At 65.3% G+C, this 22842-nt stretch carries 14 protein-coding genes, 2 pseudogenes and 1 riboswitch; of the genes and pseudogenes, 11 read left to right on the forward strand and 5 right to left on the reverse strand.

Annotation, left to right across the window (positions count from 1 at the left end; translation table 11 throughout):
• Nucleotides 1–67 precede the first annotated feature (67 nt).
• A complete protein-coding gene (locus tag JD971_RS01245; protein ID WP_202085416.1) occupies nucleotides 68–2134 on the forward strand; it encodes an NAD(+) synthase in 2067 nt (688 codons plus the stop codon).
• Between the two features lie 11 nt (nucleotides 2135–2145).
• Here JD971_RS01245 and fumC read toward each other — a convergent pair whose 3' ends face one another.
• A complete protein-coding gene (gene fumC, locus JD971_RS01250; protein WP_202085418.1) occupies nucleotides 2146–3537 on the reverse strand; it encodes a class II fumarate hydratase in 1392 nt (463 codons plus the stop codon).
• 203 nt (nucleotides 3538–3740) lie between these two features.
• Between fumC and JD971_RS01255 the strand changes: the two genes are divergently transcribed.
• The 6 genes and pseudogenes from JD971_RS01255 to JD971_RS01280 all read left to right on the forward strand — a co-directional run bounded on the left by JD971_RS01255 (nucleotide 3741) and on the right by JD971_RS01280 (nucleotide 9768).
• Nucleotides 3741–4397 (forward strand): SRPBCC family protein, encoded by a 657-nt coding sequence (locus JD971_RS01255; protein ID WP_202085420.1) that lies wholly within the window; start codon nucleotides 3741–3743, stop codon nucleotides 4395–4397.
• Nucleotides 4394–5575: a zinc-dependent alcohol dehydrogenase gene (locus JD971_RS01260; protein WP_202085422.1), complete on the forward strand. Its 1182-nt coding sequence runs from the start codon at nucleotides 4394–4396 to the stop codon at nucleotides 5573–5575. The genes JD971_RS01255 and JD971_RS01260 overlap by 4 nt, the downstream gene beginning before the upstream one ends.
• Before the next feature lie 2 nt (nucleotides 5576–5577).
• Nucleotides 5578–6381 carry an SDR family oxidoreductase gene (locus tag JD971_RS01265; protein WP_202085424.1) on the forward strand — a complete coding sequence of 268 codons (804 nt, stop codon included), beginning with the start codon at nucleotides 5578–5580 and terminating at the stop codon, nucleotides 6379–6381.
• A 27-nt stretch (nucleotides 6382–6408) separates the two neighbouring features.
• Nucleotides 6409–7275 carry an oxygenase MpaB family protein gene (locus JD971_RS01270; protein ID WP_202085426.1) on the forward strand — a complete coding sequence of 289 codons (867 nt, stop codon included), beginning with the start codon at nucleotides 6409–6411 and terminating at the stop codon, nucleotides 7273–7275.
• An 82-nt stretch (nucleotides 7276–7357) separates the two neighbouring features.
• Nucleotides 7358–8806: pseudogene (locus JD971_RS01275) on the forward strand (helicase HerA domain-containing protein).
• Nucleotides 8807–8829: 23 nt separating this feature from the next.
• Nucleotides 8830–9768, forward strand: coding sequence for a calcium/sodium antiporter (locus JD971_RS01280; RefSeq protein WP_202085428.1), 939 nt, complete (start codon nucleotides 8830–8832; stop codon nucleotides 9766–9768).
• A 24-nt stretch (nucleotides 9769–9792) separates the two neighbouring features.
• Here the strand turns inward: JD971_RS01280 and cbiB are convergent, their stop codons facing one another.
• The 4 genes and pseudogenes from cbiB to cobO all read right to left on the reverse strand — a co-directional run bounded on the left by cbiB (nucleotide 9793) and on the right by cobO (nucleotide 15170).
• Nucleotides 9793–10752 carry an adenosylcobinamide-phosphate synthase CbiB gene (gene cbiB, locus JD971_RS01285; protein ID WP_236672208.1) on the reverse strand — a complete coding sequence of 320 codons (960 nt, stop codon included), beginning with the start codon at nucleotides 10750–10752 and terminating at the stop codon, nucleotides 9793–9795.
• Nucleotides 10749–12190: pseudogene (locus JD971_RS01290) on the reverse strand (cobyric acid synthase). Before JD971_RS01290 ends, cbiB begins: the two are co-directional and overlap by 4 nt.
• 23 nt (nucleotides 12191–12213) lie before the next feature.
• Nucleotides 12214–14145, reverse strand: a complete 1932-nt coding sequence (locus tag JD971_RS01295) for a TonB-dependent siderophore receptor (protein WP_202085430.1) — start codon at nucleotides 14143–14145, stop codon at nucleotides 12214–12216.
• 163 nt (nucleotides 14146–14308) lie between these two features.
• Nucleotides 14309–14518, reverse strand: a riboswitch (cobalamin riboswitch).
• Between the two features lie 34 nt (nucleotides 14519–14552).
• Entirely contained in the window at nucleotides 14553–15170 is a 618-nt protein-coding gene (cobO, locus tag JD971_RS01300; protein WP_202085432.1) for a cob(I)yrinic acid a,c-diamide adenosyltransferase, read from the reverse strand.
• A gap of 151 nt (nucleotides 15171–15321) precedes the next feature.
• On the opposite strand from cobO, the gene JD971_RS01305 reads away from it, so the two are divergent.
• The 4 genes from JD971_RS01305 to JD971_RS01320 all read left to right on the forward strand — a co-directional run bounded on the left by JD971_RS01305 (nucleotide 15322) and on the right by JD971_RS01320 (nucleotide 22438).
• Entirely contained in the window at nucleotides 15322–16587 is a 1266-nt protein-coding gene (locus tag JD971_RS01305; protein ID WP_202085434.1) for an MFS transporter, read from the forward strand.
• A gap of 109 nt (nucleotides 16588–16696) precedes the next feature.
• Nucleotides 16697–17191, forward strand: coding sequence for a GAF domain-containing protein (locus JD971_RS01310; RefSeq protein ID WP_202085436.1), 495 nt, complete (start codon nucleotides 16697–16699; stop codon nucleotides 17189–17191).
• Nucleotides 17192–17196: 5 nt separating this feature from the next.
• Nucleotides 17197–21528 (forward strand): CHASE domain-containing protein, encoded by a 4332-nt coding sequence (locus tag JD971_RS01315; RefSeq protein WP_202085438.1) that lies wholly within the window; start codon nucleotides 17197–17199, stop codon nucleotides 21526–21528.
• A 349-nt stretch (nucleotides 21529–21877) separates the two neighbouring features.
• Entirely contained in the window at nucleotides 21878–22438 is a 561-nt protein-coding gene (locus tag JD971_RS01320; RefSeq protein WP_202085440.1) for a heme NO-binding domain-containing protein, read from the forward strand.
• Nucleotides 22439–22842 lie beyond the last annotated feature (404 nt).

Below are 22842 nucleotides of genomic sequence, written 5' to 3' on the forward strand. Positions count from 1 at the left end.
AGGCGCCGGCAAAATGCGCGGTCCGCGTGCCGGCGCAGGACAGGAACACCATAGGATGGACGAAGCGATGAACCCCAGCACCGAGACGGACCATGCGTTTTTCTCGCTCCATCGCCATGGTTTCATCCGCGCGGCGACGAGCACGCCCAAGGTTCGCACGGCGGACATCTCCTTCAACCGCGACGCGATTTTAAAGGAGGCGAGGCGGGCGCATGAGGCAGGAGTCGACCTGCTCATCTTTCCCGAACTGTGCCTCACGTCCTATGCCATCGACGATCTGCATATGCAGGCGGCATTGCTCGACGCGGTGGAGGCGGCGCTATGCGACATTGCGGAGGCGAGCGCGGAGCTGTCGTCGGTGCTGATGGTGGGGGCGGCGCTTCGCCACGAGGGGCGAATATACAATTGTGCGATTCCCGTCGCGAAGGGGCGCATTCTGGGCGCGGTGCCTAAAAGCTTCCTGCCCAATTACCGCGAATTCTACGAAAAACGCTGGTTCGCGCATGGCCGCAATATCGTCGGGCAGCATATCACGATCTGCGAAACGCGCGTTCCGTTCGGCACCGATCTGATCTTTGCCGCGACCGACATCCCATCCTTCAAGCTGTTCGCCGAAATCTGCGAGGATTTCTGGGCGGCCAGCCCACCATCCACGACCGGCGCCCTCGCCGGAGCGACGGTCATCGCCAATCTGTCGGCGAGCAACATCACCATCGGCAAGTCGGACGAGCGCCATCTTCTGTGCCGCGCGCAATCCGCCCGGACGCAGACGGCGTATCTCTATTCCGCCGCAGGGCACGGGGAAAGCACGACCGATCTCGCCTGGGACGGGCAGGGCATCATCTACGAACTCGGCCATCTTCTGGCCGAGAGCGAGCGTTTCTCGCTCGATGCGGAATTGTGCATTGCCGACATCGATTGCGACCGCATCGTGCAGGACCGGCAGCGGTTGCAGACCTTCAACGATGCCGCCGAACACGCCGGACTGCCGCAAACGCGGTTCCGCACGGTGGAATTCACGCTCGGCAACGGCATGCGGGACATCGGGCTGAACCGGCCGATCCGGCGCTTTCCCTTCGTCCCCAATCGGCAGGACAAGCTCGACGAGGATTGCTTCGAGGCGTTCAATATCCAGGTCGACGGGTTGATGCGCCGGTTCGAGGCGACGGGCGGCGAAACCATGGTAATCGGCATTTCGGGCGGGCTGGATTCCACCCATGCGCTGCTCGTCGCGGCGCGGGCGTGCGACCGGCTGAACCTGCCGCGCACCACCATCCGCGGCTATACCATGCCCGGTTTCGGGACGAGCGAGGGTACGAAATCGAACGCGTGGAAGCTGATGAAGGCGATCGGCATCACGGCGGAGGAGATCGACATCAAGCCCGCCGCGCGCCGCATGCTGGAGGATATCGGCCATCCCTTCGCCAACGGGGAGCCGGTCTATGACGTGACGTTCGAAAACGTGCAGGCAGGGCTTCGCACCGATTACCTGTTCCGGCTGGCGGGCCATCATTCGGGGTTCGTCGTCGGAACGGGCGATCTGTCCGAACTGGCGCTGGGCTGGTGCACCTATGGCGTGGGCGATCAGATGAGCCATTACGCGGTGAACGCCGGCGTGCCGAAGACGCTCATCCAATATCTCATCCGCTGGACCGCGCGCACCAATCAGCTCGACCACGAGGCGGATCAGGTGCTGGAGGATATTCTCGCCACGGAAATCTCCCCCGAACTCGTGCCGCAGGGCGAGGATGGCGAGATTCAGAGCACGCAGAGCAAGATCGGCCCGTACGAGCTCAACGATTTTTTCCTCCACCACATCATGCGTTATGGGCAGCGTCCGTCGAAGGTCGCCTTTCTCGCCTGGCATGCGTGGCGGGATGCGGAGCGCGGGCTATGGCCGGTGGAATTTCCCGACGCTCTGAAGAACCAATACGACCTTCCCACCATTCGCACATGGCTGGAAAAATTCTGCTGGCGCTTCTTTCAATCGACGCAGTTCAAGCGGTCCGCCATTCCCAACGGTCCGAAAGTATCGTCGGGCGGCGCGCTCAGCCCGCGGGGCGACTGGCGCGCGCCGTCGGATTCGGTCGCCGATGTGTGGGTCCGCGAATTGCGGGACAACGTGCCCGAATGATCGGGTGAGGTTCAGCCCGGCTTCGTCATGGCCTCGGGCTTCACGATACGGTCGTAATCCTCGCCGGTGACATGGCCGCTGTCGATCGCGGCTTCGCGCAGGGTAATGTTGCGCGCGTGCGCGTCCTTCGCGATGGCCGCGGCCTTGTCATAGCCGATCGTCGGCGCCAGCGCGGTGACCAGCATCAGCGAGTTTTCGACCCCCTTCGCGATATTGTCCTCCCGCGGTTCCAGCCCTGCAAGCAGGTTCGTGGTAAAGCTGTTCGCCGCGTCGGCCAGCAGCCGCACCGATTGCAGAAAATTATACGCCATCACCGGGCGATAGACATTCAGCTCGAACTGCCCCTGGCTCGCCGCGAAGCTGAGCGTGGCGTGATTGCCGAACACCTGCGCGCAGACCTGCGTCATCGCCTCGCACTGCGTCGGGTTGACCTTTCCGGGCATGATCGAGCTGCCCGGCTCGTTCGCGGGAAGCGCCAGCTCGCCCAGCCCGGAGCGCGGCCCGGAGCCGAGATAGCGGATGTCGTTGGCGATCTTGAACAGGCTGGCCGCCAGCGTGTTCAGCGCCCCATGCGCAAAAAGCAGCGCATCATGCGCGGCGAGGCTTTCGAACTTGTTGGCTGCGGTGCGGAATGGGTGGCCGGTATCCTCCGCAATGGCGTCGGCCACGCCCTCTGCAAAGCCGTCCGGCGCGTTCAGCCCGGTGCCGACCGCCGTGCCCCCCTGCGCCAGATCGCAGAGCCCGCCTATCACGCTATCGACCCGTGCGATGCCGAGTTCGACCTGCCGCGCATAGCCTGAAAACTCCTGCCCCAGGGTGAGCGGGGTGGCATCCTGCGTATGGGTGCGGCCGATCTTCACGATGCCGTCCCAGTCGCGCGCCTTTTGGGCCAAATCCTCCTGCATCGCGTGCAGCGCGGGCAGCAGCCGTTCGGCGATTTCGGTGACGGCGGCGATATTGATGGCGGTGGGGAACGTATCGTTCGACGATTGCGACATGTTGACGTGATCGTTGGGATGCACCGGCGATTTTTCGCCCGGTTTCCCGCCCAGCATCACATTCGCGCGGTTCGAGATGACCTCATTCGCATTCATGTTGCTTTGCGTGCCGGAGCCGGTTTGCCACACGACGAGCGGAAATTCGGCATCGAGATCGCCCGACACGACCTCGTCCGCGGCGCGGATGATGGCGCCCGCCAGATCGGCATCCAGCAGGCCGAGATCACGATTGGTCCGCGCCGCCGCCCGCTTCACAATGCCCAGCGCGCGCGTCACGGGCCGCGGCATCACCTCCTCGCCAATGCGGAAATTTTCGCGGGAACGCTGCGTCTGCGCGCCCCAGAGCCGGTCTGCCGGAACGTCGATCGCGCCCATGGTGTCGGTTTCGCTGCGTGTCTCGGTCATGGCTGATGTGGCCCCTTTCATCGGATGCTTTCGTTTTGGGCAACAAGCCGCCCCCGCCCGGTGTTCCCCGGTGGCCGCGGCGATACGCCGCCCGGCGCGATCATGCCGCACGCCCCGTCGCACCCCTGGGGCGCCCTGACCGACGGGCGGAACACGATGGCGGCGCGGCGGCTTCTATCGTTAACAGGTATCGGAGATTGCACATGAAATCGGACAACAGGGACCTTGGCGCGCTGGCCGGGGCGGGCATAGCGCTTGGCGCGGCGGCAGTGGGCGCATGGCTCTCCACACGAGAGAAGAAGCATCACCCCGACAGCGCGCCGGGGTGGACGCAGCGCCGCAATTTCGGCGATTACGAGGTCGTCGGCCGCACCGTCACCATCCGCAAGCCGCGCACGGAGCTGTTCGCGTTCTGGCGGGAGTTTCAGAACCTCCCCCAATTCATGGAAAACGTGGAGAAAATCACCCCCAAGGGAAGCGACGGGCGCGCCGTGTGGACCATAAAGGCGCCCGCCGGACAATCCGTCGACATCGAAACCGAGATCGCGCGCGAAGAGCAGGACACGCTCATCGCATGGCGCTCCGTCGAAGGGTCGGACATCGACACCGAAGGGCGCGTCACTTTCGAGGATGCACCGGGGGACCGCGGCACGCGCGTCTCGCTCATCATCGCGTACAAGGCGCCCGGCGGCAAGATCGGCCAGGCCATTGCCAAGCTGTTCATGCGAGAACCCGAGGTGCAGGCGCGCCACGATCTCAAACGTTTCAAGATGCTGATGGAAACAGGCGAAGTCAGCACCAGCGCGCGCCGCAAGGACCAGACCCGCGCCGCCCAATATCAGCAGGAGAATGCACGATGAAGGCTCTCACCTGGCATGGAAAGCACGACGTGCGCGTCGATACGGTCGACGATCCCGAAATCGTGAACAGCCGCGACGCCATCATCAAGGTCACCAGCACCGCGATCTGCGGCTCCGACCTGCACCTTTACGACGGGGTCATCCCGATGGTGCAGTCGGGCGACATACTCGGCCATGAATTCATGGGCGAGGTCGTGGAAACCGGCGCCGACAGCACGTTGAAAAAAGGGCAACGCGTCGTCGTTCCCTTCACCATTTCGTGCGGCGGCTGTTTCCACTGCAACATTCAGCAATACAGCTGCTGTGAAAATTCCAACCCGGCGGAGAAACAGGACGCATCGGCAACGCTTTACGGGCATCCGATGGCGGGGCTGTTCGGCTATTCCCACCTCACCGGCGGGTATTCGGGCGGGCAGGCGGAATATGTCCGCGTGCCCTACTCCGATTTCGGGCCGATCGTCGTTCCCGACCATCTCGACGATGACAAGGTGCTCTTCCTCTCCGACATTCTGCCGACCGGCTGGATGGGGGCGGAAAATGCGGAGATCAATCCCGACGATACGGTCGCGGTGTGGGGTTGCGGCCCGGTCGGGCTGTTCGCCATTCAATCGGCCATCGTGATGGGCGCATCGAAGGTGATTGCCATCGACCATTATCCCCACCGGCTAGCGCTTGCGAAAAAGCTGGGCGCCGACACGATCAATTTTCGCGAAACCGACGTGCGCGAAGCCTTGATGGAAATGTCGGGCGGGATCGGCGTGGACGCGGTGATCGACGCCGTCGGCATGGAGGCGCACGGCTTTGCCTATGACAACATGATGGACATGGTGAAGCAGACCGTGGGCATCGGTGCCGACCGGGCCAGCGCGTTGAAACAGGCGATTTTGGCGGTGCGTCCGGGCGGGCGCGTGTCGATCCCCGGCGTCTATGGCGGGATGACCGACAAATGGCCGCTGGGCGCGATGATGGAAAAGGGGCTGCAACTGCGCGGCGGGCAGACGCACGTGCAACGCTATACGAAGGATCTCCTCGCCAAGATCGAGGATGGCACGCTCGACACCACCTTCCTCATCAGCCACCGGCTTCCCCTTTCCCAGGCGGCGGACGGCTACAGGAATTTTCACGACAATCAGAACGAATGGACGAAAGTCGTCCTCAAACCCGGAATGGAGGCCTGATCATGGCGAAGGACATCGACAAATTGCACGGGCTGGTGGTGATCACCGGCGCGTCGAGCGGGATCGGGCAGGAACTGGCGAAGCTTGCGGCGAAGGACGGCTGCGACCTGATCCTCGCCGCGGACCGCGACATGGGCGAAACCGAGGCCATCGTGAAACAGCATGGCGCCGCGTCGATCGCGACCGTCATGGGCGACCTTGCCACGCGGGACGGGATCATGGCGCTGATGACCGAAATCGGCGACCGGCCGGTGGATTTCCTGCTCGCCAATGCAGGGCACGGCCTGGGGCACGCCTTCCTCGATCAGGAGTGGAAGGACATCGCGCATGTCATCCACACCAATATCACCGGCACGACCGCGCTGATCTATTACATCGGGAAGCGGATGCGCGAACGCGATGCGGGCCGGATCCTCGTCACCGGGTCCATCGCGGGCCATTTGCCCGGCGCGTATCAACTCGTCTATAATTCGACGAAGGCCTATATCGACGATTTCTGTTTCGGCCTTCGCAACGAATTGAAGGACACCAATGTCACGATTAGCTGCCTGATGCCCGGCGTGACCGATACGCAATTCTTCGACCGCGCGAACATGGAAGATACAGGCGCCGGACAGTCCGACAGCAAGGCCGACCCCGCCAAGGTGGCGAAGGATGGGTACGAGGCCCTGCTCGAAGGGGACGCGCATGTGGTGTCGGGCTTCATGAACAAGGTTCAGGACATGTTCGCCAATGTTATTCCCGATACGATGCTGGCCGAAATGCACCGCAAGATGGCCAAGCCCAAAAAGGAACACGCCGATTGACGACCCCCCCGCCATGATCGCACCCCGATGGTGAGAGCGCGCCGCAAAGCCGCGCCCGCCGCACCCACTGCGGTCGTCAAATCCATGCTCCGCGCGCAGGTTCGCGCCGTGTTCAACGACGCGAGCCGCGGGGAAACGCCGGTCATCCGGTCCGACACGGCGATATTCCCGCCCGGTTCGGTCATTCGCGCGGTCCATGCCGATGTCGTGTCGATGATGGTCGGCGGCATGGCCGCTTTGTTGTTACAGATGCTGCACCCCGCGGCGCTTCGCGGCGTGCTCGACCATTCGGATTTTCGCGCCGACATGCTCGGTCGGCTGCGGCGGACGGCGCGTTTCATCGCCATCACCACCTATGCGGATCGCACCGAGGCGGAGGCCGCGATCGACCGGGTTCGCCGCATCCATCTGCGCGTGACCGGAACGCTGGCGGACGGGACGGGCTATCGCGCGTCCGATCCGCGCCTGCTCGCCTGGGTCCATGTGTGCGAGGCGCTGTGCTTTCTCGATGCGTATATCCGCTATGTCGATCCGCGGATGAGCGCCAAGGATCAGGATATCTATTTCGCGCAGGCGGCCCATGTCGCCCGCGCGCTGGGCGCCGATCCGGTGCCGGACACGCGCGCCGCGGCAGAGGCGTTGCTGGCCTCGTTTCGCGGCGAGCTTGCCGTGCTGCCCGAAACGCGGGAGGTCGCCGATCTCGTGCTCACGCCGGCGGCTGGCAATCCCGCCTCGGCGGCGCCGCATCGCATGCTTGGCCAAGCGGCGCTCGACCTGTTGCCGCGATGGGCGCCCGCCATGCTGAACCTGCGACCGGGGCGGCTCATGGCGCTCCCGAACAGGGTCGCGACCTATGCGATGGGCGCGGCGCTCAGGTGGAGCTTTCGCGAATGATCGCGTAAGCGGGGCAGATAGGCTGGGGATAGCGGCGCGCGATGGCTTTGGCTGGGACGCGCGGCCCGCTATTGCCCGGCAGGTGAGCAATTCGATCATCATCGGCAGCGACAATCGCGACACGAAGGTTCCCATCGATATCGAGGAATTGCTCGCCACGCGCCTGCTGGTGCAGGGCAATTCGGGTTCGGGCAAATCGCATCTCCTGCGCCGCCTGCTGGAGGAAAGCGCCGGGCTGGTGCAGCAGGTCGTGATCGATCCGGAGGGCGATTTCGTCACGCTGGCCGAACCGTTCGGTCATGTGGTGATCGACGGCGCGGATTACGGCGATACCGAAATCGTGCAGCTTGCCGCCCGCATCCGGCAACATCGCGCGTCGGTCGTGCTCGCGCTCGACGGGCTGGAGGTCGAGGCGCAGATGCGCTGCGCCGCGATGTTCCTCAATGCCCTGTTCGATGCCCCGCGGGAGGAATGGTACCCCGCGCTCGTCGTCGTGGACGAGGCGCAGATGTTCGCCCCGGCACAGGGCGGCGACGTGAGCGACGAGGCCCGCCGCCTCTCGCTTTCGGCGATGACGAACCTGATGTGCCGGGGGCGCAAGCGCGGTCTTGCCGGGGTCATCGCGACGCAGCGGCTGGCGAAACTTGCCAAGAATGTCGCGGCCTAGGCGTCCAATTTCCTGATGGGGCGGACATTCCTCGATATCGACATGGTGCGCGCCGCCGACCTGCTCGGCATGGAACGGCGGCAGGCGGAGCAGATCCGCGACCTCGACCGCGGGATGTTCCTCGGGCTGGGTCCTGCGATCTCCCGCCGCCCCGTATCGGTCCGCATCGGGAGCGTGCGCACCGGCACGCGCGGCGCGGCGCCGGGCCTGATGCCGCTCCCCACCGCTTCGGCAGAAGAAATGGAGGCATTGCTCCACGCCGCGCCGGAAATGCCCGAACCGCCGCCACCCGCCCCGCCACGGCCCAGCCCGAGCGAGCAGGCCGACGCGCTGATCGAACGCATCGCGATACAGGACTCTGCGCCGGACCCGACCGAAGATCAGGCCGACGATGCGCCCGACATCGCCCCGATCATCGCCGAAGTGCTGGGCGAAATGGCGGCCGAGCCCGATAGCGCGTTTCAGACATCCGCCGCCCTGTTCCAGGATTTCACCCTGCGATGCCGGGCGCGCCGGGCGCCGCTTCACGGGCTCGACATGACGCAGTTCAATCGCCGCTTCGCCATGGCGCAGGCGGGCATCGACGTGGACAACGACGATCACGCCGCGCTCGTCGCGCTCTCGCGCAGCGTGCCCGACGACATGCTGGCCCCGTTCCTCGCCATCGCGCGCGCGGCGCAGGACGAGGCGCCCTGCCCCGACGACGACACGCTCGCCCGCATCTACGGCACGAGCAGCGCGGGCCGCATCCGCCGCCTCCTCGACAATTTCGAGCGTATGGAGCTGCTCGTCATCCGCACCGATTTTTCGGGCCGCCGCACCATCACTGTGCCAAAGCTCGGCCTGACGACGGCGGCGGTCTGACGGATCATGGGCAGGACCCGTCGATGACCTATGCCGTGCTTGCGATCGTGCTGGGCCTCGTCCTGCTGATCGGCGGGGGCGAATTGCTCGTCTCCCACGCGGTGAAGCTTGCGGCAAAGGCGCGGGTCGCGCCGCTGTTCATCGGGCTGGTCCTGGTGGGGTTCGGGACCTCCGCCCCCGAACTCGTCGCGAGCATCGAGGCGGTCCGGGCGGGCGCGCCGGCCATCGCATGGGGCAATATCGTCGGCTCCAATATCGCGAACACGCTGCTGGTGCTCGGCGGGGCATCGCTTGTCGCGCCGATCCGCGTGGCGGCGGCAGGACGCATGCGCGATCCGGTGGTGGGGCTTTTCGCCGCGCTCCTGCTGTGCGGCGTGGCGGTGGCGGGCCTTTCCGGCCTGGCGCTCGGCCTCGCGTTGGTCGCGCTTCTGCTTGTCTATATCGCCTATTGCTTCAAGGCGGAGCGCACGCCGCCGCCGCACGATAGCGCGGTGCCCGATATGGTACCACAGGGCTGGTTCCGCCCACTTGCCGGGGCGGCGGCCGGGCTTGCGCTGCTGATCTTCGGGGGCAGGATACTGGTCGATGGGGCGACCGATCTGGCGCGGCTCGCGGGGATGAGCGAGACGCTGATCGGGCTGACCATCGTGGCCGTCGGCACCTCGCTCCCCGAACTCGTCGCGAGCCTTGCCGCCGCGCGAAAAGGCGAATCCGAGGTCGCGCTGGGCAGCGTGACCGGCTCCAATCTCTACAACATATTGTTCATCGGCGGCACGACCATGGCGCTTTCGGGCGAACCCGTGCCGGTCGAGCTCTGGCCCTTCGACCTGGTGGTGATGGCGGCGTCGGCGGCGGTGCTGACGATGCTCGTTTACTGGAAAAAGGGCCTGCCGCGCTGGTGTGCGGCGATGTTTCTTCTCGCCTATGCGGGTTTTCTGGCGATGCTGGCGGCGGGGGGATGATCGCGCGGGCGGCGCGGGCTTTGCCTATACGATCGCGGCGGCGGCGATGATGGCGAGCATGATCCCCATCATACCCACCGCCCGGCGATAGAGCGCGAGCGCACGCCCGATATCGCCCATCGCCGGATCGCGCCCACCTGCGTTCAGCCACGGCTCTTGCCGCATCACCCCATCATATTCGCGCGGCCCGGACAGGCGGATATTCAGCCCGCCGGCCATCGCGCTTTCCGGCCATCCGGCATTGGGCGAGCGGTGGCGCGACGCATCGCGCCCCATCGCCGCAAGCGCGCCGCCCGATCCGGCGCAAAGTGCAAAGATCGCACCCGTCAGCCGCGCCGGAATCAGATTGGCCACGTCGTCGATTCGCGCCGCGATCTTTCCGAATGCCTCGTAACGCGCGTTGCGGTGGCCGATCATGGAATCGAGCGTATTGACCGCCTTGTACGCAAACAGCCCCGGAAGCCCGAACAGCACGCCCCAGAAAAGCGGCGCCGTCACCCCGTCCGAGGTGTTTTCGGCAAGGCTTTCGATCGCGGCACGGGCAATCCCGCTTTCATTCAGCGTCCGCGTATTGCGCCCCACGATATGCGACAGTGCCGCCCGCGCCGCGCTCAGCCCGCCGTCCCGCCACGCCGTACCCACCGCCGCCACGTGATCGTGCAGCGACCGCGGGGCCAGCAGGCTCGCCGCGATGACCGCCGAGACGATAAACCCGAAGGCTCCGGCAGGCACGAGGCGCGCGATCCCCGCCCCCACCGCCGCCGCAAGCACGATCAGCACGATCGCAAAAATCCCCCCCGCCGCGATCCGCACGGCGCGCGGCGCACCCGGCGCATTGGCAACAGGCTCCACCCGTGTCACGATCCACCCGAACCAGCGCACCGGATGCCCGATCCGCCGATCAAGCGCATCGGGCCAGCCGACCGCGCATTCCAGCACGAGCGCCGCCAGCATCACCGCCGCATTCATTGCAAGCGCCATCATCGGGCCAGCGCGAACAGCCCGTCAATGTCGAGCGCCGCCTCCAGCCCATCGGCCAGCATGTCGAGCGCCTGCTCCACCCCCGCTTCGTAATTCAGCGCGCTGACCCGCCCCTCGCGCATGCCCGAAAGCCAGCGTGCGCGGAATGCATCGCTGGCAAACACGCCGTGCAGATAGGTGCCGATGATGCGCCCCTCAGCCGCGAGCGCACCGTCGCGCGCGCCGTCGTCCAGAATGCAGAACGGGTGTGCGAGCGCAGGCCCGCTCGACCGCCCGGTGTGGATTTCATATCCGGTGAGCGCGTCGCCATGCGCGGCGGTGCGGCCGTTGACGGGCCGCACGATCTTTGCCCCCGACATCGCCGTCTCCATGGCGAGCAGGCCGAGCGCGTCGGCCGCACCCCCGTGCCATCGCGCCCGTCCGGGTCCGTGACGCGCGTGCCCAGCATCTGAAACCCGCCGCACAGGCCGAAGATATGCGCCCCTGTGCGGTAAGCGGCGAGAATGTCGTGGTCCCACCCCTCCGCGCGCATCATGGCAAGGTCGGTCAATGTCGATTTCGTGCCGGCGAGGATGATGGCGTCCGCCTCCCTCGGGATGGGGCGGCCGGGCGGGACGAAGCGCACGTCGACATCGGGTTCGGCGCGCAGCGGGTCGAGATCGTCGAAATTGCTGATCCGCGACAGCATCGGCACCGCGATCACGATCCCGTCGCGCGCCGGGACCGCATTGTCGAGCACCACCGCGTCCTCCGCCGGGAGCGCGCGGGCCGATCGCAGCCACGGCACCACCCCGAAACAGCGCCAGCCGCAGCGATCCTCGATGAACCGCACGCCATCCTCGAACAGGGTGGGATCGCCGCGAAACCGGTTGATGGCAAAGCCTGCGATCATCGCCGCATCCTCGGCATCGATCACCGCCTTCGTTCCCACCAGCGAGGCAATCACCCCGCCCCGGTCGATGTCGCCGACGAGGATCACCGGCACGTCGGCGACGCGGGCAAAGCCCATGTTGGCGATGTCGCCCCGGCGCAGGTTCACCTCCGCCGGGCTGCCCGCCCCCTCCACGATGACGAGGTCGTAAACGGCGCGCAGCCGTTCGAACGACGCGAGCACATCGGGGAGCAGGCTGCCGCGCCGGGCCATGTATCGCGCCGCCTCCGCGCTTTCGAGGACCGCGCCATTGACGACGAGCTGCGCACGCCGGTCGCCTTCTGGCTTGAGCAGGACCGGGTTCATGTCCGTCGTCGGCGCGATCCCGGCGGCGCGCGCCTGCAACGCCTGCGCCCGGCCGATCTCGCCGCCGCCCGCACAGGCGGCGGCATTGTTCGACATGTTCTGCGGCTTGAACGGCGCGACCGAGAGGCCGCGCCGCCGCGCGATCCGGCACAGCCCGGCGACGAGCACCGATTTGCCCACGTCGGAGCCTGTGCCCTGCAGCATGATCGCGCGGCCTGTCACGGCATTTACATCCGGTAACGCACGCCGCCAAAGGCCATGCGCCCCGGCTGTCCATAGCGGAATATCGTTTCATAGTCGGCGTCGAACAGGTTTTCGACCCGCCCGAACAGCTCCAGCCTGTCGGTCAGCGCGTAGCTTGCCCGGATGTCGCTCACCACATAGCCGTCGAGGCTGCGCGTGTTCGCCGCATTGTCGAAACTGTCCCCCACCATCAGCACCGTCGCGCCGAGCCCGATGCCGCCGCGCGTCCGGTAGTCGAGGACGAGGCTGGCCTTGTCCCGCGCCCGCCGGGCGAGCCGGTTGCCGGTCATGTCGTCGAACGCGTCCACGATGCTGTAATTGAGCGCGACGTCGAAACCGTCAACCGGCCGCAGCGCCACCCCGAATTCCCAGCCATCGGCGCTCGCCCGCGCTATATTGTCATAGGTGCCGGAGGGACGATCGGCACAGATCGCCGCCGGATTCCCGAAACAGGAGACGAAGGCGATGAGGTTCGTCGAGGACCGCTCGAAATAGGTGACGCCAACCTCTGCGCGATTTCCGAGGAAGCTGTGCGTCAACCCCACGTCCCAGCTTTCCGCCCGTTCCGGCAGCAGCGCGCCATTGCCGTATTCGCTGTAAAGCTGAAACAGCGAGGGCGCCTTGAACCCCTCGCCATAGCTGGCGCGGAGCACGGTGGCGCCGGCGTTGGGAGAATAGGCCCCGCTCGCCGCGAAGGTCGTCGCACCGCCGAAAGTGTCGTGATCGTCATGCCGCACCCCGCCGGTAAGCGACAGGCCGCGCACCGGCGTCAGGTTCACCTGGCCATAGGCGCTGTTGATCGCGACGTCGGCGGCGTTGGGCGCGCTGTCATATTCGGATTCCTCGCGCTCCGCCCCGAAGACCAGCTCGGCAAAATCGGCGGCATCGACGATCCCCTGATATTCGAAGCGCCGGTTTTCGCCCTGTGCCGCAAAGGTTTCGGTCTCACCCGAAAGGCTGGGATCGACATTGCGGCGGTCGATATTGGTGTAGGCGAAGCCGAGCCGGTTGCGGAACCGCCCGTCGAAAAACGCGGCATTGAGCCCGGCATAGCCGACGAAATCCTCGCGATGCGATACTTCCGGCGTGTCGGCAAAGGCGTAGAGCGGCGCCGGGAACCCGTCGATGCCGACCTCGCTATCGGCGTAGAACCCCCGAAGGTCGAGCGAGAGATTGCTGGCGAGCGCAATATCCAGCTTGCCATTGACGCCGATGCTTTCAAAGCCGTCCTTCTCGCTTCCCCCCCGGGCCTCGCTGAAGGCCGAGATGCCGTCGGTGCGCAGATAGGTCGCGCCAAGGCTCGCGCCCACGGGCCCGGCCCGGCCCGACACATTGCCAACCAGTTCGACCGTGTCGCGCGATCCGTATTGCGCGCTTGCGAACATGGCCGGCTCGTCCCCCGGTGCACGGGTGAAGAGATTGACCACGCCGCCGATCGCCTGGCTTCCGTAAAGCACCGATTGCGATCCGCGCACGACTTCGACCCGCGCGATATTGCCCATGAGCAGCGGACCGAAATTGAACCCGCCCCCGGTCGAGGCCGGATCGTTGAGCTTCACCCCGTCGATCAGCACGACGGTCTGGTCGCTGTCCGCCCCGCGGATCGACACGCCGGCATTGGTGCCGATGCCGCCATTGCGGGTGAAGGTCACGCCCGGCACGGTGCGCAACACGTCGAGCGCGTCGCTGGGCTGGCGCGCGATGATTTCGGGTTCGGCGATGACGGTGACCGACTGGCCGACCTGGCTGATCGCACGTTCGGTGCGGTTGGCGGTGACCACGATGGTATCCTGCGAAATCGCGTCGCCGCGCGGCAGGTCGACGGGCGATGGCGTCAGCATCTGCGCCGAGGCGGCATTCGCGGCAAGAAGTGCGGGCACCGATGCGGCGGCCAGAAGACGGAAATTGAAAATCATGGTAAACGTCCAAAGCAAGGCCCGCGCGAGGGCCCCGATACCCACGCGGTTCGTTCGACAACAAAGGCCTGCCGACAGATCATGGACCCGCGGCACCGGAAACCGGCCAGGCTGTCGCTACTTCGGAAAGAAACTTTCCTGTCCCTGTGGGCTGGACCCGGCCCCGGACGAACGACGCGACGGCAGGTTTCCTGGCTCACCGATCGACGCCTTCGAACCGTCTTCCCGGCGTGCCTGCGAAAGGCATTGCCAGTGACATGTTGGCTCGAGGCTCCCGGCCTACAGTTGCGGGCACAGCGCCGGCATCGCACCGGCTTCCCTCTTAGCTTCCACATGATTTCGCATGCGCAGCACCGTCTGCGCGCAGCCATTGCGAAAGCGCGCGCAGCTTGTCAATCCCGCGATGGTCAGAAATCGATGCCCTGCTGCGCGCGGATGCCGCCGTGATAGGCGTGCTTGATCTCCGTCATTTCTGTCACCGTATCGGCATAGTCCATGATCGCCTGCGGTGCGTTTCGCCCGGTCAGGATCACCGCCGTATCGCCCCTCGCTTCCAGCGCGGCGATCACCGCCTCCGGTGTGAGATAATCGTAGCGCAATGCAATGTGGATCTCGTCCAGCACGACGAGATCGTATTTACCCGACGCGATCAGCCCGGCCGCGGTCGCGAGCGCCTTCTCCGCCGCCTCGATGTCGCGCGCGCGATCCTGCGTGTCCCAGGTGAAGCCTTCGCCCATCACGTGCCAGTCGATGGAATCGGGAAAGCGGGCAAAGAAATTCTTCTCGCCCGTCTTCCACTTGCCCTTGATGAATTGCACGACCGCGATCTTCTTGTCCCAGCCGAGCGCGCGCGCGATCACGCCAAAGGCCGAGCTCGACTTCCCCTTCCCATCGCCCGTATGCACCAGCACCAGCCCGCGTTCCGGATCGGTCAGCTCGCGCCGGCGCTTCGCCTGCGATTTCTGCATTTCCTGCATCCGGGCCTTGTGCTGTGCGGAGGTTTCGTCAGGCGTCGCGTCGGTCATGATGGGTTCCATGTCTCAAGGGATCGGCCCGCCGGGCTAGCAGCAATCGCGCGGCGTGCAACAGGCCGATGGGCCGGGCCGTGCGGCGCCACAAGCCGTCTAGGCAACGCCGCCGCCCCTCGCCTATAGCGGCGCGCGAGGGAGAAGACGGATGTTGCAAGGGTTTCGGGGTCACGGGCGCGTATTGCTGGCGAGCATGGTCGGCACGGCGGTCGAATTCTACGATTTCTATGTCTATGCGACCGCGGCCGCGCTGGTCTTCGGTCCGCTCTTCTTTCCGGCAGGATCGCCGTCGGCCCAATTGCTCGCCGCCTATGCCAGCCTTGGCGTCGCCTTTGTCGCGCGGCCCGTCGGCGCGGCGGTGTTCGGCCATTTCGGCGACCGCATCGGGCGCAAATCCACGCTTGTCGCCTCGCTCATGCTCATGGGCGGGTCCACCTTGCTGATCGCGTTTCTCCCGACCTATGAGATGGCGGGATGGCTGGCGCCGCTCATGCTTTGCATCCTGCGTTTCGGGCAGGGGTTCGGCCTCGGCGGGGAGTGGGGCGGCGCGGCCCTGCTCGCGGTGGAAAACGCGCCGCCGGGTTACAAGGCGCGGTTCGGCATGTTCCCGCAACTGGGCGCGCCGATCGGCTTTATCCTTGCCAATGGTTTCTTCCTTCTGCTCGGTTCGGTGTTGAGCGATGCGCAATTCGTCGAATGGGGCTGGCGCGTGCCGTTCCTGCTCAGTGCGGTGCTCGTCGTGCTGGGACTGTGGGTGCGGCTCAAGCTGACGGAGACGCCGGCCTTTGCCGCCGCGATGGAGGAGGCTCCCCCGGCCAAGGCGCCGATGGCCGACCTGTTGCGCTCCCACCTGCCCGCGACGCTGGCGGGCACGTTTTCGGTCGTGGCCTGTTTCGCCGTGTTCTATCTGTCGACCGCCTTCGCGCTGGGATACGGGACGACGACGCTCGGCTATGGCCGGTCCGAATTCCTCATGGTGCAGCTCGGTGCGATCCTTTTCATGGCGCTCGGCATCGTGCTGGCGGGGGTTGCGGCGGACCGGTCCTCGCCGCGCCGCGTGCTGATCGCGGGATGCGTGGGCGCGATCGGCGTGGGACTTTTGATGGGGCCGCTGTTCGGCGGCGGTTCGCTGTTCCTGATCTGGCTGTTCCTGTCGCTCGCGCTGCTGTGCATGGGGTTCCTGTATGGACCGCTCGGCGCCTATCTGCCCGAACTGTTCCCCGCGCGCGTCCGCTACAGCGGCGCATCGCTGACCTTCAACGTGGGCGGAATCCTTGGCGGAGCGGTAGCGCCGGTCGCGGCGCAGGCGCTTGCCGAAATCGGCGGGCTCGGCTTTGTCGGGCTCTATATCGCGGTGGCGGCAATCATCAGCATCGTGGCTCTCACACTCCGCAAGGATCGCGCGCCCGCGTAGATACATCCGTTCCCGAACCATTATACCGTAATCACGGGACACCCCCATAAAGGTTTTGCAAAGAATAATTTGCTATAACTATCCGTGCATTGGACAAATCGGGACGCGTATGATGGATGAGGAACAACGGCTGGCGACGTTGCACGGAAATGGCCTGCTCGACACGCAGCCGGAGGAAAAATTCGACGATGTCGTACGCCGCGCTGCGAAACGTTTTGGCGTGCCGGTTGCGCTCATCTCGCTCGTCGATGCCGATCGTCAGTGGTTCAAGGCGAAGATCGGGCTGGATCAAAGCGAGACGCCGCGGTCGATGGCCTTTTGCGCCTACGCGATCGAGGGGGACGACGTGATGGTGGTGTCCGACGCGACCGCCGACGACCGTTTCGCCGACAACCCGATGGTCACCGGCGACCCCTCCATCCGTTTCTATGCCGGCGCCCCCATCGTCGCCCATGACGGGAGCAAGCTCGGCACGGTATGCGTCATCGACCGCAGGACGCGCGCCGGTTTCGACGAGGAAGAGCGCGCCGACCTGATCGCATTTTCGCGTGAGGTCAGCCAGATCGCCGCCTCCCGCCGTATCGAGGCTGACGAACGCACATGACCCACATGGCGCGATTTTCGAAGAGGCGCCTCGCAAAGGGAAACACGATCATCCCCCCCTCGTTCGTCGGGGGCGGGGTCGTCCGTTTTGGCATGGTCGCGCTGTGCTATTTCGTCCTCGCCATCGCCGCGCTGAAACTGGCGCCGCCGCCGGGCAATTCGATCGTTATCTGGCCCGCTTCGGGCATCGCGATCAGCGCGCTCGTGATCCTGGGCTATCGCATGGCGGGCGCGGTCTTTCTGGGCGCGCTGGGCAGCGGGTTCTATTTCTTTACCGCCGGTTTTTTCCCGCCCAACGATCTGGCGCTGGTGGCCGCGGCATCGACCGCTGCGGGCTCCACGGCGCAGGCGGCGCTGGGCGCATTCCTGGTCCGCAGGAAGGCCGGTTTCCCGGTCAGGCTGGCAGGTCGGGACGATGCGCTGCGCCTGCTGATGCTTGCCGCGCCGGTGACGTGTCTTGTCGGGTCGGTGTTCGGCACGGCGGCGATGTATGTTACAGGCTTTCTGGGCGCATCCGATCTGTTCGGCACGGCGCTGCGATGGTGGCTGGGCAGTGCGAGCGGCGTGGCGATCGTGCTGCCGCTTTTCCTGCTCGCCCCGTGGATGCGGAACAAGGTGTTCTGGCGCGAAAAGCCGCTCGCCCCCTTCCCCCCGCTTCCGTTCCTGGCGGTGATCCTCATGCTGACCGCGACGCTCGTGGGCTGGCACATCGTTACCCATAATCGTCATCAACGCGTGGAAGCAGCGTTCGAAGGGCTGGTCAGCGACAATGCGCAGGCACTCGCCAACCGGCTGCAATCCTATGGTCAGGCGCTCGACGGCGCGGTCGGGCTTTTCGAGATTTCGGAAGAGGTGACGCCCGCCGAATGGCGTACCTACGTGCTCGGCCTCCTGTCGGGCGGAACCCTGCCGGGCATCAGCGGGCTCGGCATCATCCAGCCTGTACCCGATGCGCAGATCGACGCATTCGTTGCGGAAAAAAGAGCCTCCGGCCTCGAAGATTTCGACGTTCATCCGGCCGACGATCTCGACGAGAACTTCGTCATTTCGCTGGCCGAACCGATCGAGGCCAACGCCAAGGCGCTGGGCTTCAACATCGCGTCCGAGGAACACCGCCGGCAGGCCGCGCGCCAATCTCGCGACACGGGCGAGGCCGTGATTTCCGACCGCATCACGCTCGTGCAGGATGAAAGCGAGAGCGTCGGCTTTCTCCTGCTTCACCCGGTGTACGAACCCGGCATGCCCCTCGACACCGTTGCGCAGCGGCGCGCCGCCCTTCGCGAATGGATCTACGCGCCATTCATCGCGCCTCGCTTCATGAAGGGGCTTTCGGCCAGTCAGGACGAATTGCTCGACGTTACCGTTTACGACGGCACCCGGCCGGACCCGGACCGTATTCTCTATACCGATATCGCCGATGATGCCGCCGGGCACCGCCCCATGTTTGCGCGCCGGCAAACGATACGCGTAATGGGCCGCGACTGGACCGTGGTGTGGCAAAGCACGCGCGCCTTCGAAAAGCGATCGAGCACTTATGAAGCGCATCTCGTCCTTCTGGGCGGGCTGTTGCTGACGCTGATTTTTGCTGCGGTGCTGCTGGCGGGTCTTCGCCGCGAAGCGCAGGTCCGGGCCGAAGTGGATGCGCGCACCGCCGAATTGCGCGCCACCGTGGCCGCGCTGCGCGACAGCGAGCGCGAGTTCGCCAATCTTACCGGTCTTTCGCCCGCGGGTATCTTCCGCACCGACCCGTTTGGCTTCTGCACCTATGTGAACAAGGCTTGGTTGCGCGCGACGGGGCTGAAGGCGTCGCGTGCGCTGGGTGCGGGATGGCTCGACGCGGTTCACCCGGACGACAAGGCCGCATTCAAGAAAAGATGGCTCGACGCGGTTCATAATTCCAAGCAGATCCGGACCGAGGTTCGTTTCTTCAAACCTGGTTTCCCGCCCTTCTGGGTCGATCTGATCGCGGCGCCGAACCTCGATGAAGACGGCAACACACTCGGTTTCATCGGCGTCGCCATCGACGTGACACAGCAGAAACGCGCATCCGACGCGCTGAAGCAGAGCGAGGAGCGGTTCCAGTCGCTCTCCAACCTTTCCCCGGCGGGGATCTTCCGCACCGCGCCCGATGGCATGTTCACCTATGTCAATGCGGTGTGGTCGCGCATGTCCGGCATGAACGACAGGGAGGCGATGGGCCTCGGCTGGTCAAGAGCGGTCCATCCCGCCGATGTGACGCCCTTGATGAAGCGCTGGTTCGATGCCGCAGCGGGACGGATCGCCCACCGGCACGAATTCCGTCTGTGCAACCGGGAGAGCGGCGACGTTTACTGGGTCGATGTGATCGCGACGCCCGAATGGGGCGATGACGGCGAATTGCGCGGATATATCGGCGTCGCCATGGATATCACCGAGAGAAAGCGTTTCGAAAAGGATCTGGCCGAGCGCGACGATCAGCTCTCGCTCCTGGCGCAGAACGCGACCGACGCGGTGTTCCGCATCGCGCTGGACGGGGTCTGTATCTACGCCTCGCCCTCGACGCGCGACGTGCTCGGCGCGCCCCCTGAAAAGCTGATCGGGAAACAATCGCTCAGCCTCATCCATCCCGAGGATGAGAACATGATGCGCAGCGCATGGCGCGACCTCATCAGCGGGCGGAACGAGAAGACGATCCTCGCCTATCGTTCCCGCATTCCGGGGAACGATGCCGCGGGCGATGGCGATTATCGCTGGCTGGAGGCGAATGTTGCGCTGATCCGCGATCCGGTGACGGGGGAAGCCCGGGAGGTTTCGGCCTCGATCCGCGATATCGAGGATCGCAAGCACATGGAATTCGACCTGATCGCCGCACGCCGCCGCGCCGAGGCCGCCGCCGCCGCAAAGGCGACCTTCCTCGCCAATATGAGCCACGAAATCCGCACCCCGATGAACGGCGTCGTGGGTTTCACCGAAATGCTGCTCGACAGCGACCTGACCCCGGATCAGCGCGACAAGGCACGGCTCATTTCCGAATCCGGGCGGGCGATGATGCAGATTCTCAACGACATTCTCGACATCTCGAAGATCGATGCGGGACAGATGCGGATCGAGCGCCAGAATTTCGACCTGCGCGAGACGATCGATGCCAGCATGCGCGTCCTGGAGGCGACCGCGCGTCAGAAACAGCTCGAATTCACGCTCACCATCGCGGATGACGTGCCGCAGGCCATACTGGGCGATGCCCTGCGCCTGCGTCAGGTCGTGACCAATCTGATCGGCAACGCGATCAAGTTCACCAAGAGCGGATTCGTGCGCACCAACGTCACGATCAAGCGGGACGAAGGGCGCGACAGCCTGATGGTTGCGGTCAGCGATTCGGGGATCGGCATTCCCGAAGACCGGCTCGAAACCATTTTCCGCGAATTCAGCCAGGCCGACGAATCCACCGCCCGCCTCTATGGCGGAACGGGGCTCGGCCTCACCATCAGCACCGAGCTTGCGCGCATGATGGGCGGCAATCTGCACGTGGACAGCACACCGGGCGAGGGTTCGACCTTCACCCTTTCCATTCCGGTTGAATTGACCCGCGAAGTCGTCGCCGAGGCCGACGTCCCCGAGGAGGAGGAATGGCCCGGCTTCGAAGGTTCGCCCCGCGTGCTCATTGCCGAGGACCACGACATCAACCAGGTTCTCATCCTGTCCATGGCCGACAGGATGAAGCTCAATGCCGATATCGCCGAAAACGGGCAGGAAGCCGTCCGCATGGTGAGAGAAGCCCAGCAGATCGGGGATCCCTACGCGCTGGTGCTGATGGATATGCAGATGCCGGTCATGGACGGATTGCAGGCCGCGCGGACCCTGCGCGCCGAAGGATTCAGCGCGCGCGAACTGCCCATCGTCGCCCAGACGGCCAATGCCTATCGCGAGGATATCGAACGCTGTCTTGCCGCCGGGATGCAGGATCATCTGGCGAAACCCATTCGCCTCGACCTGCTCAAGCGGAAGATCGCGCGCTGGCTCAACCGCGATCTCGTCGCCACGCCGGCGGCACCCGCCCCTGCGTCGCAGGCGAGCGCCGGAAGCCCGATCGAAATGCGCTATTTCGCGCTTCGCCGCGAAACCTTCGATGCCCTGCATGCCGTCGACCCCGAACGGGCCGACGACGCAGCGGTGGCGGAGATCGTCCGCCTTCTCCATCAGCTTGCCGGGGTCGCAGGCGCATTCGGAGAGGAAAGTCTGGGCGAAGAGGCACGCGTTCAACAGGCCGCGTTGAAGGGAAGCACCGGTGAAGCCCGCCGCGCCGCGTTTGCCGAGGCACAGCGTGCCTTTGCGCTTATACTCGATGAAAGCGCCCATTGACCGCGCCGCAGCGGCGAAAGTGCCATGATCGTGATTGTTTGCGTTCGGCGTCTTGGATAGGCGCATTCTTGCCGTCGGTGCGCGGCCTTGCGCCGGGTTTGACCGTCGTCACCCTCGTCACCGTAACGACGGCATGAATGACCGGCTATGGCGGGGACGAGTGCTGCGGTGGTGGTCTCAAAACCGTGCGTCGCGGCAAATGCGTCGGTTCGACGCGGCCTGCGCACACCGCATAGCAACGCGGCGAGCATGTCCACGCGTATTGCCATGGCATCAACGTTTTGCCGGTTTCGATCCCGGCACGATAGTTGCATGACATTTCCACGTTCAATTCATGGAGGAACATTGCATGCGGGGCGTGGTCTATACCGAGCTGGTAGGTTTTCTTGACAAGACAGGCGGGCAAATTTTTGCCGAAGAGGTGTTGTCGCGCGCCAATCTGCCGCATGGCGGTGCCTATTCGCCCACTGGCTACTACCCTTGGGAGGAGGCGGTGCGCGTCGTCGGGGTGGCGGCGGAACTCGGCGAGATCGACATGACTGTGTTGTGCCGCGCTTTCGGGGAATATCTCTTCGAACGGTTCGCCATCCTCTATGCCGAGATCGTCGGCAGATATTCGAGCGCGGAGGCCCTGCTCGCGCATGTCAACGACCATATCCATCATGAGGTGCGCGCGCTTCATCCCCGATCCGCGCCGCCGTCCGTCGTCTCGCGCAGCGAGGGCGACACGATCGTCATTACCTATGCCTCCCACCGGCCCTTTGCCCATATCGCGCATGGTCTCGTGTCGGGTGTGATGAAGCATTTTGGCGATACGCGGGACCTCGACTGGATCGGCGTTTCGGACGACTGCACGGCGGCGTCCTTCGCCATATCGGGCACGCAGCAGGTGAGCGCCTGTCCGGCCTGATCGCTCCGTCTCCTGGCCGAAAGGCGGCGCTTCCCCCGCGTGTTCGGCGCTGGCAGGCACGCGGCCGCAGCCTGTGAAGGGGAAAGCCGCCGCCTTGCCCAGCCGGTCCGCCGGCGAGCGAATGGGACCATGCCGCGCAACGGCGCCGGCGTAGTCGCGCTTCGTCACCGTGACCTTCGCCGGGTCGCCTTATGCTCGCGACAATTGACGAAGGCCGCATTCGGCGACCCGGTGAAAGCGGTGGGACGGGGTGCGCGTGACGGATCAAAGCATCACGCGCAACGACGGGACGGCATCGCTCAATATTTGGGGGGATCCTGCCGAAACAGGGCTTCGGGCGCGATCCCATGCCGTATCCGCCCATCAAGTGCGGCGCCCGCTTTTCCGATGGGATCTGCGCACCA

The sequence above is a fragment of the Croceicoccus sp. YJ47 genome (assembly GCF_016745095.1).
Taxonomy (GTDB): Bacteria; Pseudomonadota; Alphaproteobacteria; order Sphingomonadales; family Sphingomonadaceae; genus Croceicoccus.

What these genes read in the sequence shown, in the direction of transcription:
- JD971_RS01270 (WP_202085426.1), top strand. Translation starts at nt 6,409, where the DNA reads ATGGTGAGAGCGCGCCGCAAAGCCGCGCCCGCCGCACCCACTGCGGTC.
- cbiB (WP_236672208.1), bottom strand. Translation starts at nt 10,752, where the DNA reads ATGATGGCGCTTGCAATGAATGCGGCGGTGATGCTGGCGGCGCTCGTG.
- JD971_RS01305 (WP_202085434.1), top strand. Translation starts at nt 15,322, where the DNA reads ATGTTGCAAGGGTTTCGGGGTCACGGGCGCGTATTGCTGGCGAGCATG.
- JD971_RS01315 (WP_202085438.1), top strand. Translation starts at nt 17,197, where the DNA reads ATGGCGCGATTTTCGAAGAGGCGCCTCGCAAAGGGAAACACGATCATC.
- JD971_RS01245 (WP_202085416.1), top strand. Translation starts at nt 68, where the DNA reads ATGAACCCCAGCACCGAGACGGACCATGCGTTTTTCTCGCTCCATCGC.
- JD971_RS01260 (WP_202085422.1), top strand. Translation starts at nt 4,394, where the DNA reads ATGAAGGCTCTCACCTGGCATGGAAAGCACGACGTGCGCGTCGATACG.
- fumC (WP_202085418.1), bottom strand. Translation starts at nt 3,537, where the DNA reads ATGACCGAGACACGCAGCGAAACCGACACCATGGGCGCGATCGACGTT.
- cobO (WP_202085432.1), bottom strand. Translation starts at nt 15,170, where the DNA reads ATGACCGACGCGACGCCTGACGAAACCTCCGCACAGCACAAGGCCCGG.
- JD971_RS01265 (WP_202085424.1), top strand. Translation starts at nt 5,578, where the DNA reads ATGGCGAAGGACATCGACAAATTGCACGGGCTGGTGGTGATCACCGGC.
- JD971_RS01310 (WP_202085436.1), top strand. Translation starts at nt 16,697, where the DNA reads ATGATGGATGAGGAACAACGGCTGGCGACGTTGCACGGAAATGGCCTG.
- JD971_RS01280 (WP_202085428.1), top strand. Translation starts at nt 8,830, where the DNA reads ATGACCTATGCCGTGCTTGCGATCGTGCTGGGCCTCGTCCTGCTGATC.
- JD971_RS01255 (WP_202085420.1), top strand. Translation starts at nt 3,741, where the DNA reads ATGAAATCGGACAACAGGGACCTTGGCGCGCTGGCCGGGGCGGGCATA.
- JD971_RS01295 (WP_202085430.1), bottom strand. Translation starts at nt 14,145, where the DNA reads ATGATTTTCAATTTCCGTCTTCTGGCCGCCGCATCGGTGCCCGCACTT.
- JD971_RS01320 (WP_202085440.1), top strand. Translation starts at nt 21,878, where the DNA reads ATGCGGGGCGTGGTCTATACCGAGCTGGTAGGTTTTCTTGACAAGACA.